General features: G+C 68.2%; 20 protein-coding genes. 10 read left to right on the forward strand and 10 right to left on the reverse strand.

All coding sequences use genetic code 11. The features are described from left to right. Nucleotides 1-129: 129 nt before the first annotated feature. Both HRV97_RS05555 and nusB read right to left on the reverse strand, forming a co-directional pair. Nucleotides 130-306 carry a DUF4169 family protein gene (locus HRV97_RS05555; RefSeq protein WP_174192879.1) on the reverse strand — a complete coding sequence of 59 codons (177 nt, stop codon included), beginning with the start codon at nt 304-306 and terminating at the stop codon, nt 130-132. A gap of 3 nt (nt 307-309) precedes the next feature. Continuing rightward, nucleotides 310-825: a transcription antitermination factor NusB gene (nusB, locus tag HRV97_RS05560; RefSeq protein WP_246248574.1), complete on the reverse strand. Its 516-nt coding sequence runs from the start codon at nt 823-825 to the stop codon at nt 310-312. A gap of 108 nt (nt 826-933) precedes the next feature. Between nusB and HRV97_RS05565 the strand changes: the two genes are divergently transcribed. Beyond that, complete coding sequence (locus HRV97_RS05565; protein WP_174192882.1) at nt 934-1,452, forward strand: YciE/YciF ferroxidase family protein; 519 nt, start codon at nt 934-936, stop codon at nt 1,450-1,452. Nucleotides 1,453-1,569: 117 nt separating this feature from the next. Here the strand turns inward: HRV97_RS05565 and hisD are convergent, their stop codons facing one another. Together hisD and hisG are read right to left on the reverse strand one after the other, a co-directional pair. Beyond that, nucleotides 1,570-2,865: a histidinol dehydrogenase gene (hisD, locus tag HRV97_RS05570; RefSeq protein ID WP_174192884.1), complete on the reverse strand. Its 1,296-nt coding sequence runs from the start codon at nt 2,863-2,865 to the stop codon at nt 1,570-1,572. Beyond that, nucleotides 2,862-3,539, reverse strand: a complete 678-nt coding sequence (hisG, locus tag HRV97_RS05575; protein WP_174192886.1) for an ATP phosphoribosyltransferase — start codon at nt 3,537-3,539, stop codon at nt 2,862-2,864. The genes hisD and hisG overlap by 4 nt, the downstream gene beginning before the upstream one ends. A gap of 66 nt (nt 3,540-3,605) precedes the next feature. Here hisG and HRV97_RS05580 point away from each other — a divergent pair, with 66 nt between their 5' ends. Beyond that, complete coding sequence (locus tag HRV97_RS05580) at nt 3,606-4,706, forward strand: DUF2332 domain-containing protein (protein WP_174192888.1); 1,101 nt, start codon at nt 3,606-3,608, stop codon at nt 4,704-4,706. Here the strand turns inward: HRV97_RS05580 and HRV97_RS05585 are convergent. The 5 genes from HRV97_RS05585 to HRV97_RS05605 form a co-directional block, all read right to left on the reverse strand. Further along, nucleotides 4,703-5,629: a helix-turn-helix domain-containing protein gene (locus HRV97_RS05585; RefSeq protein WP_174192890.1), complete on the reverse strand. Its 927-nt coding sequence runs from the start codon at nt 5,627-5,629 to the stop codon at nt 4,703-4,705. The two genes, HRV97_RS05580 and HRV97_RS05585, sit on opposite strands and share 4 nt — an antisense overlap. Before the next feature lie 93 nt (nt 5,630-5,722). After that, nucleotides 5,723-6,658, reverse strand: a complete 936-nt coding sequence (locus tag HRV97_RS05590; protein WP_174192892.1) for a pirin family protein — start codon at nt 6,656-6,658, stop codon at nt 5,723-5,725. Next, nucleotides 6,636-7,103 (reverse strand): NUDIX hydrolase, encoded by a 468-nt coding sequence (locus tag HRV97_RS05595; protein ID WP_343044447.1) that lies wholly within the window; start codon nt 7,101-7,103, stop codon nt 6,636-6,638. Before HRV97_RS05595 ends, HRV97_RS05590 begins: the two co-directional genes overlap by 23 nt. Further along, nucleotides 7,100-7,810 carry a glutathione S-transferase family protein gene (locus HRV97_RS05600; RefSeq protein ID WP_174192894.1) on the reverse strand — a complete coding sequence of 237 codons (711 nt, stop codon included), beginning with the start codon at nt 7,808-7,810 and terminating at the stop codon, nt 7,100-7,102. Before HRV97_RS05600 ends, HRV97_RS05595 begins: the two co-directional genes overlap by 4 nt. Continuing rightward, nucleotides 7,807-8,121, reverse strand: a complete 315-nt coding sequence (locus HRV97_RS05605) for a BolA family protein (protein ID WP_174192896.1) — start codon at nt 8,119-8,121, stop codon at nt 7,807-7,809. Before HRV97_RS05605 ends, HRV97_RS05600 begins: the two co-directional genes overlap by 4 nt. Before the next feature lie 94 nt (nt 8,122-8,215). Here HRV97_RS05605 and HRV97_RS05610 point away from each other — a divergent pair, with 94 nt between their 5' ends. Continuing rightward, nucleotides 8,216-8,770 carry a J domain-containing protein gene (locus HRV97_RS05610; RefSeq protein WP_174193763.1) on the forward strand — a complete coding sequence of 185 codons (555 nt, stop codon included), beginning with the start codon at nt 8,216-8,218 and terminating at the stop codon, nt 8,768-8,770. A 6-nt stretch (nt 8,771-8,776) separates the two neighbouring features. Here the strand turns inward: HRV97_RS05610 and HRV97_RS05615 are convergent, their stop codons facing one another. Beyond that, nucleotides 8,777-9,148 (reverse strand): DUF1428 domain-containing protein, encoded by a 372-nt coding sequence (locus tag HRV97_RS05615; RefSeq protein ID WP_174192898.1) that lies wholly within the window; start codon nt 9,146-9,148, stop codon nt 8,777-8,779. 295 nt (nt 9,149-9,443) lie between these two features. Between HRV97_RS05615 and cobS the strand changes: the two genes are divergently transcribed. From cobS to HRV97_RS05650, 7 genes are all read left to right on the forward strand, one after another. Next, a complete protein-coding gene (gene cobS / locus HRV97_RS05620; protein WP_174192900.1) occupies nt 9,444-10,448 on the forward strand; it encodes a cobaltochelatase subunit CobS in 1,005 nt (334 codons plus the stop codon). 61 nt (nt 10,449-10,509) lie between these two features. Next, nucleotides 10,510-10,746, forward strand: a complete 237-nt coding sequence (locus HRV97_RS05625; protein WP_174192902.1) for a nucleotidyltransferase family protein — start codon at nt 10,510-10,512, stop codon at nt 10,744-10,746. After that, on the forward strand, nt 10,736-11,095 hold the full coding sequence (locus HRV97_RS05630) for a HepT-like ribonuclease domain-containing protein (protein WP_246248602.1): 360 nt from the start codon (nt 10,736-10,738) through the stop codon (nt 11,093-11,095). The genes HRV97_RS05625 and HRV97_RS05630 overlap by 11 nt, the downstream gene beginning before the upstream one ends. Beyond that, nucleotides 11,085-12,911, forward strand: coding sequence for a cobaltochelatase subunit CobT (gene cobT / locus HRV97_RS05635; RefSeq protein ID WP_174192906.1), 1,827 nt, complete (start codon nt 11,085-11,087; stop codon nt 12,909-12,911). Before HRV97_RS05630 ends, cobT begins: the two co-directional genes overlap by 11 nt. Continuing rightward, nucleotides 12,908-13,192 (forward strand): ribbon-helix-helix domain-containing protein, encoded by a 285-nt coding sequence (locus HRV97_RS05640; protein ID WP_343044449.1) that lies wholly within the window; start codon nt 12,908-12,910, stop codon nt 13,190-13,192. Before cobT ends, HRV97_RS05640 begins: the two co-directional genes overlap by 4 nt. A gap of 54 nt (nt 13,193-13,246) precedes the next feature. Then, nucleotides 13,247-15,709, forward strand: a complete 2,463-nt coding sequence (locus HRV97_RS05645; RefSeq protein ID WP_174192908.1) for a TonB-dependent receptor — start codon at nt 13,247-13,249, stop codon at nt 15,707-15,709. Nucleotides 15,710-15,744: 35 nt separating this feature from the next. Further along, on the forward strand, nt 15,745-16,443 hold the full coding sequence (locus tag HRV97_RS05650) for a Fe2+-dependent dioxygenase (RefSeq protein WP_174192910.1): 699 nt from the start codon (nt 15,745-15,747) through the stop codon (nt 16,441-16,443). The last annotated feature ends 40 nt before the right edge of the window (nt 16,444-16,483 follow it).

The following is a 16,483-nucleotide window of genomic DNA, read 5'->3' on the forward strand; positions in this document are numbered from 1 at the left end:
GCTCCGGACGCGAACCGGATGTCCGCTTCGGCTCACCGGTCGCGAAGAAGCGGGATTTCGGATCAACTCGGGCATGATGGATGGGGGTGAGCAGCGGGCGCCTAGACGGGTAGTGCTAGGCGGGCCGGCTCAATCCTCGCGGCGGGCGCCGTCCAAGGTGCGGGTCAGCCGGTCCTGCGCGGCGGCATCGGCCTGCTTCTGCGCCTTGGTTCGGCCGAAGGTGGCGCGGTTGGTGGCGGCCTGCGCCTTGTCCGCCGCGCGAGCCTTTGCCTTGCGTGCGCGGTTGAGGTTGACGACCTCGCCCATCGATCAGTCGGCTTTCGCCTCGCTCGCGCTGGGCGCGGTGGTGCCGCGCACGTCCCCGGCGGCGGAGCCGCGCACGTCTTTCGCGACGGCGTCGAGGATGCCGTTGACGAAGCCTTTCTCGCGGCGTTCGTAGAAGGCGTCAGCGACGTCGACATATTCGCTGATCGCCGCACCCATCGGCACGTCGCTGCGCGCCAGCAGTTCGTAGGTGCCGACGCGCAGGATCGCCTTCATCGGCTTGTCGAGCCGGTCGAAGCTCCACCCCTTCGACAGTCGCGCGGCGATCAGCCGGTCGATCTCCTCCAGCCGCGCGTGCGTGCCCGACACCAGATCGTCGAAGAAGGCGATGTCGGCGTCGGCATATTCGACGTCCTCGATCGTGGCACCCAGCCGGTGGTGGTGGAATTCAGTCAGCAATTGGGGGATCTTCGTTCCCTCCATCTCGTGCTGGTACAGCGCCTGAACGGCGGCGAGGCGAGCGGCGGCGCGGGCGCGCGAGCGGGCAGCGGTGCGGGACATAAGCGGCGGCGTGTAGCCGCGCGGGCGCGTTTCGTCACCCCTTCGTCGCAACGCAACGTGCGTGCGCCCGGGTCGTTGATGACCCATCGATCACGAGGAGCGACGACCATGGGCCTGTTCAGCAAGGACATCAACACGTTCGACGACCTGTTCCTGCACCAGTTGCAGGACGTTTATTATGCCGAGAACCAGATCACCAAGGCGCTGCCCAAGATGATCGGCAAGGCGACAGACGCGGGGCTGAAGGCGGGCTTCGAGCAGCATCTGAGCGAGACCAACGGGCAGATCGCGCGGCTCGACCGCATTTTCGGGCTGATGGGCGAGAAGGCGACGGGCGTCACCTGCCCGGCGATCGACGGCATCATCAAGGAAGCGAACGAAGTTGCGGGCGAGGTCGCCGACAAGGCGGTGCTCGACGCCGCGCTGATCGCGGCGGCGCAGGCGGTCGAGCATTACGAGATCGCGCGCTACGGCACGCTGATCGCCTGGGCCGAGCAGATGGGCCGCACCGAGATCGCGTCGATCCTGAAGGAAACGCTGGCGGAGGAATATGCCACCGACGACAAGCTGACCGCGATGGCGACCGGTAGCGCGAACCGGAAGGCGGAGATGGCGTCGGCGGGGTGAGCCGGAGTATATGCCCGTCATCCCGGCCTTGAGCCGGGATCCCGCTTCCTCTCTGCGGCCGAAGAAGAAGCGGGACCCCGGATCAAGTCCGGGGTGACGAGGTTCGTTTCCTCACTGCTAGCGGTTGGTCCTGATCCTGAGCGCGACCGACCTGGCGTGCGCGGGCAGGCCTTCCGCATTCGCCAGCGCGACCGTCGCGGGGCCGAGTTCGTTCAGCGCGCTCTCGTCGAGTTGCAGAAAACTGGTGCGCTTCATGAAGTCGGTGACGCCGAGCCCGCTGGCGAAACGCGCACGGCGGCCTGTCGGCAGGACGTGGTTCGGCCCGGCGACATAATCGCCGATCGCCTCCGGCGTGTGGCGGCCCAGGAAGGCGCTGCCGGCATGGCGCAATCGATCGAACAGCGCGCGCGGATCGTCGCAGGCGAACTCGACGTGTTCGGGTGCGAGCCGGTCAACCAGCGGGATTGCCTCGTCCAGCGTGCGCGTGACGATCACTGCGCCATTGTCGTCCCAGGCGACGCGCGCAGTGGCGGCAGTGGGCAGGTCGGCGAGCTGGCGCTCGACCGCTGCCTCGACGGCGGCAGCGAAGCCGGCATTGTCGGTGAATAGGATCGATTGCGTCGTCACGTCGTGCTCGGCCTGGCTGAGCAGGTCGGCGGCGATCCACTCGGGGTCGTTCTGCGCGTCGGCGACGACGACGATCTCGCTCGGCCCCGCGACCATGTCGATGCCGACGACGCCGTAGACCTGGCGCTTCGCCTCCGCGACCCAGGCGTTGCCGGGGCCGGTGACGACGTCGACGCGCGCGATCCGCTGCGTGCCGTAGGCGAGTGCTGCCACCGCCTGCGCGCCGCCGACGCGCCATACTTCGTCGGCGCCGACCAGATGCGCGGCGGCGAGGACGAGCGGGTTGACCTCGCCGTCGGGCGTCGGGGTGACGACCACCAGCCGCTCCACCCCAGCGACGCGCGCGGGGATCGCGTTCATCAGCAGCGTCGACGGGTAAGCCGCGCGTCCGCCCGGCACGTAGATGCCGGCCGCGTCGACTGCGCGCCACCGCGCGCCGAGCCGCACGCCGGCGGCATCGGTGAAGTCGGTGTCGGTTGGGCGTTGCTTCTCATGGTAGGCGCGGATGCGGGTGGCGGCGAGCTCGAGCGCGATGCGCAGCTCGGGCTCCAGCCCCTCGAACGCCGCGGCGCAGGTCGCCGCATCGACGCGCCAACCGGTGTCGTTCAGGTCGTGGCGGTCGAGCTTCTGCGTGAAGGCGTGCAGCGCGGCGTCGCCGTCGTCGCGTACCGCGCGAATGATCGTCGACACGTCGCGCGCGACATCGGTCGAGGTTTCGCGGCGATCGTCGACCAGCGCGGCGAAGGCGGCCTCGAACCCGGCGTCGCTGGCGTCGAGACGGATCATGCCGCCAACCCCTGTGCCGCAGCGGCGCGGCGGAACGCCTCCACCAGCGGGAATACGTGCGCGCGCGTCTTCATCGCGGCGCGGTTGACGACGAGCCGCGCGGAGACATCGAGGATCGGTTCGACCTCGATCAAGCCGTTCTCCTTGAGCGTGCGGCCCGACGACACGAGGTCGACGATACGCGGCGCGAGCCCGAGCAGCGGGGCGAGCTCCATCGCGCCGTTCAGCTTGATGCACTCGGCCTGGACGCCGCGGCGCGCGAAATGCTGCGCGGTCAAATGCGGGTATTTGGTTGCGACGCGAACGTGGCTCCATCCGCGCGGGTCGTCGTGCTCGGCGAGCGCGGCGGGTTCCGCGACCGACAGGCGGCAATGGCCGATCCGCAAGTCGACGGGAGCGTAGAGTTCGGGATAGTCGAATTCGGCGAGCACGTCCGACCCGACGATGCCGAGCTGTGCCGCGCCGTGCGCGACGAAGGTCGCGACGTCGAAAGCGCGCACCCGGATCAAGGCGATGCGCGGGTCCTGCGTCGCGAAGCGGAGCGCACGGCTGTTCTCGTCGGAGAAGGCCGCCTCGGGCACGACGCCCGCGCGCGCGAGCAGCGGCAGCGCCTCGGCGAGGATGCGGCCCTTGGGCACCGCGATGACGGTCACGTCTTGCTGGTCGGCTGGCATGATGCGCGGGCTTTACGAGCGCCGGGGAGGGGGCGCAATGTCGCGCAACGGGACAGGAGAGGCGCGATGGCGAGCGAGGCAGAGAACCGGGCGGCGTTCGAGGTGCAGGCGGGTTACTGCGACGCGATGGCGGCACCGATCACCGCGCGGGTATCACGTGCGCTCGGCCGCGCGCTGACGCGGGCGACGCAGGTCGGGCGACGCGTGCTCGACTGGCCGGGCGAGCCGGTGGCGGACGCGCTGGTGCTACGGCTGATCGGCGGGTTTCACGCACTTCATCGACGCAGCGCGGACGCGGCGTTGACCCAGGTGTTTACCGGCACGATCACGGACGAACAGGCGGTCGACGCGGCGTTGGCGGGCGGCGTTGCGCGCCACGATGCGGCATTGCTGCCGTGGCTCGACGGGCCGCCGCAGACCAACGAGGCAGCGCGCTCGGCAGGGTTGATGACGGGGCTGCTGCACGTTGCGGAGCGCTTTGATCCGCAGGTCGAGGTGCTGGAGATCGGGTCGAGTGCCGGGCTGAACCTGCTGATCGGACGGATGCGCTTCGATCTCGGCGGCGTGCAGGTCGGACCTCCCGGCTCACCGGTCTCGATCAAGCCCGAGTGGCGCGGACCACCGCCGCCCGCGACGACCGTCGACGTTACGCACGCGCGCGGCGTCGACATCGCGCCCGTCGACGTTTCCGACCCGCGCGCGGCGGAGCGCTTGCAGGGCTATGTCTGGGTCGACGCCGGCGAGCGGCTGGCGCGGCTCGACGCGGCGATCGCGATGGTTCGCGCGCACGGCGTCGATCTGGTAAAAGGCGACGCCGCCGACTGGGTCGAGGCGCGGCTCGCCGAGCCGCAGGCGGCGGGGGTCACGCGGGTGCTGATGCATTCGGTGGTGTGGCAATACCTATCGGCGGAGGGACAGGCGCGCATCCGCGAGGCGATGACGGCGGCGGGCGCACGGACGAGCGTGGAGCGGCCGCTCGCCTGGGTGATGATGGAGCCCAACCGCGATCTGCACCGCCACGAGGTGCGCGTGCGGTGCTGGCCGGGCGAGACGCCGATGGAGCTGGTCGCGCTCACCCACGCGCACGGTGCCTGGGTCGAGGGGCTCGCGCCGCCGTACGAAACGCGCGATTACGTCATGCGGCGTGAGACGAGCGAGGCGCGCTAGCGCGGCTGGGCGTGGAGCGCCTGCGTCGCGGGGCCGATCGCGGCGCCGCGCGCGACGATGCTCGCGGCCATAAAGGTCGTGCCCAGCGCCATGAAGCGGCGCGGCGTGGTGCCCAGGAACGTGTTGGCATCGCGCAGGAAATGCGACGCGTCATAGTAACTGCTGTCGATCAGGTGATAGGCCATCGGCTCACCCGAGCGCAGCAGCGTGACGAACGAGCGCAGGAAGCGCGCGCGCCGGAGCAGCAATTTGGGCGGCATGCCGAAGGCGTGAATGGCGATACGGCGCAGCGTCGTCGCGGGCAGCGACAGTCGCTCGGCCGCATCCGCGATCTCGATCACACCGTCCACCAGCATCAATTCGGTGAAGCCGCGGATCGCGTCCTCGTGCGGGTGGCGCTGCGTGAACAAGGGCGCGAGGATCGCGTCGAGCGTTGGCGCGATCAGCGTTTCGTCCTCAAGCGCGCTCAATTCCTCCACCATCTGCTGCGCGATGCCGGGGTTGAGCAATTGATCGAGCGGCACGACGCGATTGTGGAACGTGCCCGCGGGCCGCGCGAACATCCGAGCCCAGCCGAGCGCGGTCAGTCCGATGCCGGCCTGGATACCGCCCGTGGTGGAGGCGCGAAGTGCATTGCTGGTTGCGCCGTACAGGCTGACGGGCGCGGGCGCGAAGCGGTGATTGCGGATCTGGATCTCGACCGGCCCGGCATCCAGCAGCACGCAGATCATCGGCGGCGCGGGCAGGAACCAGTTGATCATCTCGGCCCGCTCGCTCGCCGCATAGGTGGCATAGCCGCTGACGAGTTCGCGCAGGTCGGCCGCGGGCAGGTCGTAGCGGATCGCGCAGCCGGGCGGCATCGCGAACGCCGTCGCCGCGACGCCCGGACGGTTGCTGCCGCCGCGCATGTCTTCCGCTCTCATCTAACCCCTACCGCGTGCGCGTACGTTAAATCAGCCCCTTCCATCCGCTCTGGCGACGATGGCAACCTGGATCAAGCCAGTCACCGTTCACCGTCAGGGATAGCTGACCGTTTTCGGGACCTCGGGGATCGGGATCCATTCCTTGTCGTCGCCGGGTACCGCGGCGAATTCGCCCGCCTTCCACGCGCGGCGGGCCTCGCGGATGCGGTCGCGCGACGAGGAAACGAAATTCCACCACACGTGACGCGGGGTCGAGAAGGCCGCACCTCCAGCCAGCATCACGCGCCCGCCGGTGTCCGACCTGAGCGTCGCCGCGGTGCCGGGGCGCAGCACGTAGAGCCGCTGCGGCTCGAGCGTCATGCCGTCGAGCGTCGCCTGCCCGTGCGCCAGATACACCGCGCGCTCGTCGGTCGAATGGTCGATCGGCACGCTGCCGCCCGCGTCCAGCGTGATGTCGGCGTAGATCGTGTCGGCCCAGGTCGTGGTCGGCGCGCGCTCGCCCCATAGCGACCCCATGATGACGCGCGCGCGGGCACCCGCGTAGGCAATCTCGGGTAGCGCATCGGCCGACACATGCTCGAACGCGGGGTCGTGCTCCTCCAGATGGTCGGGAAGCGCCAGCCAGGTCTGGATGCCGGCGAGCGCGGGCCCGCCGGCGCGCACGTCGTGGGGCGAACGCTCTGAATGGACGATGCCCGAGCCGGCGGTCATCAGATTGACCGCGCCCGGCGTGATGCGAACGTCGCTGCCGAGCGAGTCGCGGTGCTGGAACGCGCCGTCGAACAGATAGGTGACCGTCGACAAGCCAATATGCGGGTGCGGACGCACGTCGACGCCGTCGCCAGGCGGCAGATGCGCGGGGCCCATCTGGTCGAAGAACAGGAACGGGCCGACCATTGTCCGGTCCTTGTGCGGCAGCGTGCGATAAACCTTGAACCCGCCCAGATCGTGCGTCGCGGGCGCGAGCGTCTGCAGGATCAGCGCGTCGCCGTCATGCGTTCGGCTGTCAGAGATCGGGGGCGTGGACATCGGTTTCCTCCAGCATGGCGAGCAGGTCGGCGGGATAAATCACTTCGGGCCAGTCGGCGAGTTCGTCGCGCGCGAACCAACGTGCTTCCGCCATCAACTCGCGCTCCTGATCGGTCAGCGCGGCGCCCGCGACGTCGTGACGGTCGACCTCGACGCGGAACCAGCGCTCGTCGGCGGTAACCTCGACGCGGTCGAAGGTGAGGAAGTCGACCACGCGGCGCGCGACCTGAGGGCCGCAATCGCGGTCCAACCCGGTTTCCTCCCACAATTCGCGCCTGGCCGCCGCTTCATAGCTCTCGCCCGGATCAACCGCGCCGCCCGGCGTGCACCACAAGGGCGCGCGGTCCGCGGGCGTGAAGCGGAACAACAGCACGCGCCGCTCGGCATCGACCAGCAGGATGCGCGCGGCGGGGCGCGGGGTGCGCAGCGCGGTATCGGCGGTCACGCGCCGTCCAGCTCGGAATAGTGGCGAAAGATGCCTTGTTCGTTGAACGCGACCCGGCGATCGCTGGCAAGATAGGCGCGCACGCCGGGCAGTCTCGCGACCATGTCGTGGATCCGCACCAGCGCCGGGTAGCGGGGCTCCAGCGTCGCCATCCGCTGCGGGAACATGTAGCGCAAGCCCTCGATCAGTTGAAAGATCGAGGTGTCGGCGTAGGTCCAGCGATGGTCGATCATCCAGGGGCCGTCGTTGCACGCTGCCGCCTGTTCGAGATAGTCGAGGAACTTGGGCAAGCGTTCGGCGCGGAACTGTTCGGCGGCGCGCAGCGCTTCGGCTTTCTGGTCGTCGTAATAGTCCATCACCGCGATCGGGTGGTGGACGTTGTGCGCCTCTGCCACCGCGTCGGCGATCGTCAATTGCACCTGATGAACCCAGTAACGGTCAAGAATCGCGGACGGCGCCAGATCGCGGCGATCACCGAGGTAGAGCAAGATGTTGGCGACCTGCGCGATGACCAGCCCGTCGATCTCCAGATACGGCGGCGCGAACGGCGCGCGTCCGCTGCGGCGGTCGAGGTCGGCGATCAGCGCGTCGGTGCCGCGCGTGCGCGCGCTGTCCTCGTAATCGATCCCCGCGGCTTCGAGTGCCAGGCGGACGAACTCGCCGCGCCCCTGGATATCGGGCCAGTACCAGAGTTGCGGCTTGGTCACGACCGCGCCGGTTCGCGCGCTTCGATCGCGAGCGCGTGGACGTGATCGCGCAACAGGTCGGCGAGCGCGTGGTTGACCAGCCGCTGCCGCCCGACGCGCGACTGGCCCACAAAGGCGGGGCTTTCCACCACGACGCGAAAATGGCTCTCGCCCGAGCCGTCGTCGCCCATGTGGCCGCGGTGCTGCGCGCTCTCATTGATCACCTGGAGGAGCGTCGGGGCGAGCGCAATGCGGAGGCGCTCGGCGATGGCGCGTTCGACGGGGCCGATGGTGCGGGCTGTGGTGGCAGCGGTGGTGGCAGGATCGGTCATTCGTCCCATATAGAATGTTTTCGCGGAAAAGGCGTCAGGTTCGAACATCGTGACCGTCAAGAAGGAACGACCCAATGCGCGGTTTCACGGCCGCATCGAAGGCAGCGGTCGCGTATGCGACCATCCCGACTGCGGCGAGCCCGGCGAGTTCCGCGCGCCGCCGCCGGAGGGGGCCGGCAGCCATGACGGGCCGCCGCGTTTCCGCTGGTTCTGCCTCGACCACGTGCGCGCGTTCAACGCTGGCTACAATTTCTTCGAAGGCATGAGCGCCGACGAGATCCACCGTGCGCAGAGCCCGACCGCGGGGTGGGAGCGCGAGACGCGCGCCTTTGCGCGCGGCGGCAACGGCGATCAACCGCCGCGCTGGGCCGATTTCAGCGATCCGCTGGACGCAATCGGCGCGCGTTTCCGGCGCACGGTCGCGCCCGAGCGGTCGGACGGCAAGCCGCTGTCGGGCGAGGATCGTCGTAGCCTCGACGTGCTGGGGCTGGCGGCGGACGCCGATCGCCCCGCCTTGCGCAAACGCTATTCCGAGCTAGTGCGCAAATACCACCCCGATCGCAACGGCGGCGACCGCAGCCACGAGGATCGGTTGACCAAAGTGATCGCGGCCTATCAGCAGTTGCGACAGGCACCCGCTTTCGCCTGACCCGCGTCAGCGCGGCGGCGTGTCGTCAGCGCGCGCGGTGAAGAGGTTGGTGAACCCGCCGTAGATCATCCGCGTGCCGTCGAACGGCATCGGCAGGGCGCCGAAACGATGATCGTTCTGCATCGCCGCCTCGCACCGCTCGGCGGTGTCGCGGTCGGGCCAACGCACCCAGCTGAACACAATTGTCTCGTCGTCGCGCAGGTCGACCGCGCGAAGGAAGTCGGTGTGTTGCCCGCTCGGCACCTTGTCGCCCCAATTCTCGCTGATCTCCAGCGCGCCATATTCGGCGAGCAGCGCCCATGCCTGCTTGGCCGACGCGACATAAGCGTCGCGTGCGTCGCTGGGCACCGGAGTGACGGAATCGTTGACGTAGCTCATGCGGCTGCTCCTCGCTGGGCGGTTGCGCGCAACGTGTCGGCGACCGGTAGGTTCACGACAGTCGTTCGCGTCACGGCAGGCGTCCGTCACGCGAGTCGGGTCGGGCGCAGGATGCGCGCGTGGCACGCGAATGCAATACGGCATCGTCGCAGATCGGCGGCAACCGAGCGGCGGCCGGGGCGTTTACCGACCCGTTCCTTCTGCCGGCGTTGAGCCGGGCCGATGCCCACGGGTTGACGCGAACGCGATCCCTTCGCACTGATTGCGGCAACTCGAAACAAGCGGCTCAAGCTCGATGAACGATCTTTCCAACACCCAGCCCGACAGCCGGGACAGCACGATCATGGACGCGCCCGACAAGATGGTCGGCGTGCGCGAGCTGTTCGGGATCGACAGCGACATGGAGGTGCCCGCCTTCTCCGACGCGGACGAGCGCGTGCCCGATCTCGATCCCGCCTACGTGTTCGATCCCGACACGACGCTGGCGATCCTGGCGGGCTTCGCGCACAACCGTCGCGTGATGGTGCAGGGCTATCACGGCACCGGCAAGTCGAGCCACATCGAGCAGGTGGCGGCACGGCTGAAGTGGCCGTGCATCCGCATCAACCTGGACGCGCACATCAGCCGCATCGACCTGATCGGGCGCGACGCGATCGTGCTGCGCGAAGGCCAGCAGGTGACCGAGTTCCGCGAAGGACTGCTGCCCTGGGCGCTGCAGACGCCGACCGCACTCGTGTTCGACGAATATGACGCGGGGCGTCCCGACGTGATGTTCGTGATCCAACGCGTGCTGGAGACTGAGGGCAAGCTGACGCTGCTCGACCAGAACCGCGTGCTGCGACCCAACCCGTATTTCCGCCTGTTCGCGACCGCCAACACGGTCGGCCTGGGTGACACCAGCGGCCTCTATCACGGTACGCAGCAGATCAACCAGGGTCAGATGGACCGCTGGAACATCGTGGTCACGCTCAACTACCTGCCGGCCGCGACCGAGGCGAACATCGTGCTCGCGAAGTCGGGCGAATATGACAAGCCCGAGGGCAAGAAGACGGTCGAGAACATGGTCCGCGTCGCCGACCTGACGCGCAAAGGCTTCATCAACGGCGATATTTCTACCGTGATGAGCCCGCGTACCGTCATCACCTGGGCGCAGAACACGCTGATTTTCAAGGACGTGGGCTTCGCCTTCCGCCTGTCGTTTCTCAACAAGTGCGACGACGCTGAGCGGCCGCTGGTGGCGGAATATTACCAGCGCGTGTTCGGGCGCGACCTGCCCGAGAGCGTGGCGGCGAAGGCCTAGTCGCGTGACTCGGGCCGAGGCATTGGACAGGTTGCGATCCCATCGTGCATCGTTGCACGCGATGGGGATCGAGCATGTCGCGATCTTCGGCTCGACCGCGCGGGACGAGGCGACTGCAACCTCCGACCTGGATCTGTTCGTGACCTTTCGGCACGATGTTCGACTAGGTTGGGACTATGTCGATCTGGACGAGCGGATCGGGCAATTGTTGGGCGTGCCGGTGGACGTGATCTCCGATCCCGATCGCCGACCTCGGCTGAAGGCCGCTATCGAGCGTGACCGCGTTGATGCTTTCTGAGCGCACCACAGATCGGCTGCGTGACATCATCGAGGACGCACGGCGTATCAAGGCGTTCATTGATGGCATGACGCTCGATGACTTTCTGGCGAGCGAGAAGACGTTGTTCGCGGTTGAGCGATTGCTGCAGCGGATCACTGAGGCGGCGATCCAGATCGATCCATCAGATGCGGCGTTGCTGGGCCGCGACCTGCCGATCGACAAGATGCGCGGGCTGGGTAATCGGCTCCGCCACGAATATCGCGATCTGAATCGCGCCGTCGTGTTCGAGATTGCGCGCCTCGACGTGCCTGCGCTGGCCGTGGCGGCGGAAACGGCGATTGAGAGTGGAATGACCGATGGCAACTGACACCCCCCTCGATCGGTTCAAGGCGGTGCTCGGCGGCACAGCGCGTGCGTTGTCGGACGAGGCGGAGGTGGAGCTCGCCTTCACCGCCGACGCGCCGTCTGCGTCGGGCAAGCACATTCGCGTGCCGATGCCGGCGCGGTCTCTGCCCGCCGATCAGGTCGCGGAGGCGCGCGGGTTCGCCGACGCGTTCGCGCTGCGGTTGAAGCACCACGACACCGCGCTCCATGCGCGCGGTGCGCCGGTCGAGGCAGTGGCGCGAGCGGTATACGACGCGGCGGAGACCGCGCGGGTCGAGGCGCTGGGCAGCCGCGGCTATGCGGGGATTTCGGACAATCTCGCTACCGCGCTCGACGTGCGGTTGCGCGCCGACCCGATCACGCGCGCGCGGTCGAAGGACGAGGTGCCGCTGTCGACCGCGCTAGGCCTCATGGTGCGCGAGGCACTGACCGGACTGCCGTCGCCGGTCGCGAGCGAGCCCGGTCTCGCGCTGGTGCGCGAGTGGGTCGGCGAGCGCGTCGATCTGGAGGCATTGTCGCTCGTGCTCGACGACCAGCGCGCGTTCCAGGGGTTGACGCGCAAGCTGCTCGAGGACCTCGAACTGGTCGAGGGCGAGCAGGTACCCGAAGAGAGCGACGAGGAAGGCGGCGAGGACGAGGCCGGCGGCGAGGGCGAGGATAGCGACGAGGCCGATGAGGGCGAGGCCGAGGGCAGCGAAGGCGAGGCGCAGACCGAGGCGCGCGGTGAGGAGCGCCAGTCGGACGAGCAGGAGGGCGAGGGGCAGGAGACCGACGGCGACGACATGGACGACGTCGACGGCGAGCCCGGCGACGAGGGCGAGGAGGGGATGCAGCCCGTTCGCCCCAACCGTCCGCCCGCCGACCACATGCCGCAATTCGACTACAAGGTCTGGTCGACCCAGTTCGACGAGGTCGTCGCGGCGACCGACCTGTGCGACGCCGACGAGCTGGTGCGGCTGCGCGGTTACCTCGACCAGCAGCTCGTTCATCTGCAATCGACCGTGTCGAAACTCGCCAACCGGTTGCAGCGGCGATTGATGGCGCAGCAGTCGCGGTCGTGGGATTTCGACCAGGAGGAAGGGCTGCTCGACGCCGCGCGGCTGGCGCGCGTGGTCACCGCACCGGGCCAGTCGCTCAGCTACAAGATCGAGCGCGAGACCGATTTTCGCGACACGGTGGTCACGCTGCTGATCGACAATTCGGGCTCGATGCGCGGGCGGCCGATCTCGATCGCGGCGATTTCCGCCGACATCCTCGCGCGCACGCTCGAGCGGTGCGGGGTCAAGACCGAAATCCTGGGCTTCACCACGCGCGCGTGGAAGGGCGGGCAGTCCAGAGAGACGTGGCTGTCGGCGGGTCGCCCGCCGCAGCCCGGCCGGCTCAACGACGTGCGCCACATTGTCTACAAGAAGGCGGACGAGCCGTGGCGGCGCGCGCGCACCTCGCTCGGGCTGATGATGCGCGAAGGGTTGCTGAAGGAGAACATCGACGGCGAGGCGCTGTTGTGGGCGCATGCGCGCATGATGGCGCGGCCCGAGGAGCGGCGCATCCTGATGGTCATCTCCGACGGGGCGCCGGTCGACGATTCGACGCTCAGCGTGAACAGTGGCAGTTACCTCGAACGCCATCTGCGCCAGGTGATCGACTGGATCGAGAAGCGTTCACCGGTCGAGCTGGTCGCGATCGGCATCGGCCACGACGTGACGCGTTATTACAGTCGTGCGGTGACGATCATGGATGCCGAGCAACTGGGCGGCACGATCATCGAACAGCTCGCGGCCTTGTTCGACGCGGCGTGACGCGGGCGGACCGGACGATCGTCGCACCCGACGGTGGGTTCGTCGGCCCGGTCAAGCGGTCGATCACGATTGCGGGACATCAGACGTCGATCAGCCTGGAGCCGCTATTCTGGCAGGCGCTGGAGCAGGAGGCGGTGCGGCGTGCGCTGCCGCTGTCGGCGCTGGTCGCGCAGATCGACGCGCTGCGGATCGTCGAGCGTGATCCGCCCAACCTCGCCAGCGCGCTCAGGACATGGTTGCTGGTACAATGGTGCGACAAGGATGCGAGTGGATCGCATTAGCATTGACAGTGCGAACGACTCTCAATAGCTGAACCTCGTACAGGGGGTTCTGCTATGTCGTCTTATCCTTTTCTGGCGCTGTCCTGCGTCGGGTTCATCGCCAGCGCACCTGCCGCCGCCGAGTTGCCGGTGTTGGAACCGGTCGCCGGTAGCACCGCTGCGCCCTTGCAGGACGGACGGGCGCGGATCGAGCGCGACGACATTGTCGTCACCGGCAAGTCGGAGGTGCGCCCGCCGGCGGTCGAGAGCCCCAAGGCGACGTCCGCGCTGATCGACACGCCGCAGACGATCACGGTGATCTCAGACCAGACGCTGAGGAAGCAGAACCTGCTGACGCTGCGCGATGCGTTGCAGACGATCCCCGGCATCACCTTTGGCGCGGGCGAGGGTGGCGGCGGCTACGGTGACAGCATCAACCTGCGCGGGTTCTCCGCCAATAACGACATCACCGTCGATGGCGTGCGCGACAGCGCGCAGTACAGCCGGACCGACCCGTTCAACCTGCAACAGATCGAAGTCTACAACGGCGCCAATTCGGTGTTCAACGGCGCGGGCAGCGTCGGCGGCACGATCAACCTCGTCACGAAGGAGCCGCGCGCGGAGGACCTGACGATCGCGCAGGGTGCGGTCGGGACCGACGATTACTATCGCGCCTCGATCGACGCCAACCAGCGGCTGAGCGACATGGTCGCGGTGCGGCTGAACGGCATGTTTCACCGCAACGACGTGCCCGGACGCGATGTCGAGACGTTCAAGCGCTGGGGCGTGGCACCCGCGGTGACGATCGGGGTCGGCGGGCCGACCAGCCTGACGCTCGCTTACGTTCACCAAGAGGATCGCAACACGCCGATCTTCGGGGTGCCGTTCTTCGCCACGCCGGTGAACGACGGCCCGCTGCCGGGCACCAGCCGGTCCGATTATTACGGGATCGTCAATCTCGACCGGCAAGACATCACGGTCGACCGGCTCACCGCGACCTTTCGCCACGCAGTCAACGACCAGATCTCGGTACGCAACCTGACGCGGTGGCAGCGGGTGGGGCAGAACAGCGTGACCAGCGCACCGCAAGGTACCTTCTGCCTGGCGGAGACGAGACGGCAGCCGGTGACGGCGGCGATCGGCGACGCGCTGGGCGCGCCGTGCCCGGCGGGGCTCGCGCCCGGTTTCTGGCAGCCGTCGGGTCCGCGCGGGTTGCTGCGCGAGCAGGAGAACCAACTGCTGTACAACCAGACTGACCTGCGGCTGGAAACGGGCGCGAAGGGCGGGGTGCGCAACGTCGCTAACATCGGCGTCGCGGGAACGATCGAGGATTACGACCTGGTGCAAGGGTCGCTGACGCGCACCGCGGCAGGCGCGGCGGTGCCGCTGCCGGGGCTGCCGATCGTCGCGCCTGACACGACCTACACTGGGCCGGTCAATCGCACGGTGACGGCGATCTCCTCGGCAGAGTCGCACAATCTCGCGGTTTACGCGTTCGACACACTGGAACTCGGCTCGCTGTTCGAGCTGAACGGCGGCGTGCGGTGGGAGACCAACCGCAACACGTTCCGCGCGCACCCGCTGGCGTTCGTGCCACCGGGCACGACGCAGGTGACGCCGCTGGCGCAATTGCCGCAGGTGAGCCGCGAGCGGTTGTTCTCCTATCGCGTCGGAGCAGTGTTTCACCCGGCGAAGAACGTCAGCCTGTACGGCGGCTACGGCAATTCGCGCACACCATCGTCGGCGACCGTGCGTGCCGGGTGCGGCACGCTGGCGACGGCGACCGCGGCCGATCCGTGCGCGGTGGCGCCGGAGACCGCCAAGAATTACGAGCTCGGTGCTAAGGCTGGACTGTTCAACCGCCGGCTGGAGCTGACCGCGGCGCTGTTCCGCAACGAGCGCACCAATTACCGCGTGCCGTCGAACGACCCCGCGCTGCCCGCGTCGCTCCAGGTGCTCGACGGGCGCAGCCGCGTCGACGGCATCGCGGTGGGCGCGAGCGGCAACGTGACGCGCAACTGGACGATCTTCGCCAATTACACCTATCTCGACAGCGAAGTGCTGCAATCGGTCTCCGACTTCTGTCGCGACAATCCGCGCGGTTCGGCGAGCAACCCGGCCGGCAACGGATGCACCAATTCGGTTGCGATCCCCGACCCGCAAGCTGGCAGCCGGCTGGTGCAGACGCCCAAACATTCGGGCAGCCTGTTCACCACCTATCGCCTGCCGTTCGGGTTAGAGGTCGGCTATGGCCTGACCTATCAGGGCGCGTTCTTCGGCAATTCGCCGGTGGTCGCGACCGGCGGGGCCGTGGCACCGCAGTTCCGCGTCGACGATTACCTGATCCATCGCGCCTACATGGCCTATAGCTTCCGCGAAGGCTTGACGCTGCAGGCGAACGTGCAGAACTTCAGCGACGAGCGGTACTTCACCAGCGTGCGCAACAACATCAACGCCACGACCGGCGTGGTGACCGGCGGATGGGCGGCACCGGGCGATCGGCGACAGGCGGTGCTGAGCCTGTTCTACAGCTTTTGACGCGCCAACAGTTTCTGCCACGAGGGATTTGAGCCATGCTGATCGCGATCCCCGACGTGTTCGACGCAGCGGGAGTCGCGCGCGTCCGCGCGGTCATCGACGCGGGCGAGTGGCAGGACGGCAACGCGACGTCGGGACCGCAGTCCGCGCTCGCCAAGCGCAACGAGCAATTGCCCGAGGACAGCCCCGCGGCGCGCGAGGCGGGCGGGCTGGTGCTCGACGCGCTTGGGCGATCGGCGCTGTTCGTCGCCGCCGCGCTGCCGCTCAAGGTCTATCCGCCCTTGTTCAACCGTTATGCCGGTGGGCAGGCGTTCGGAATGCATGTCGACAATGCGGTGCGCATCCGCCGTGGCAGCGATTTCCGCATCCGCTCCGATCTGTCGGCGACCTTGTTCTTGTCCGATCCCGATGCTTACGACGGCGGCGAGTTGGTGATCGAGGATCAGTTCGGCGAGCAGCGCGTCAAACTGCCCGCGGGGCACATGGTGCTCTATCCCGCCTCCAGCCTGCACCGCGTCGAGCCGGTGACGCGAGGTGTGCGCGTCGCGTCGTTCTTCTGGATACAGTCGATGGTGCGCGACGACGGCGCGCGGCGCATCCTGTTCGACCTCGACCGGAGCGTACAGGCGGTGGCGCGGTCGCCGGAGCAGGGCGGGCTGGGGCAGGCGGATGCGGCGACGATCCGCTTGACGGGGGTGTACCATAATCTGCTGCGTCGCTGGGCCGACGCGTGACGGCAACGGCGATCGAGCGCATCGGTGCGGGGGCATCGGC

Origin of the sequence: Sphingomonas hominis (assembly GCF_013328205.1) — a bacterium.
Classification (GTDB): Bacteria; Pseudomonadota; Alphaproteobacteria; order Sphingomonadales; family Sphingomonadaceae; genus Sphingomonas; species Sphingomonas hominis.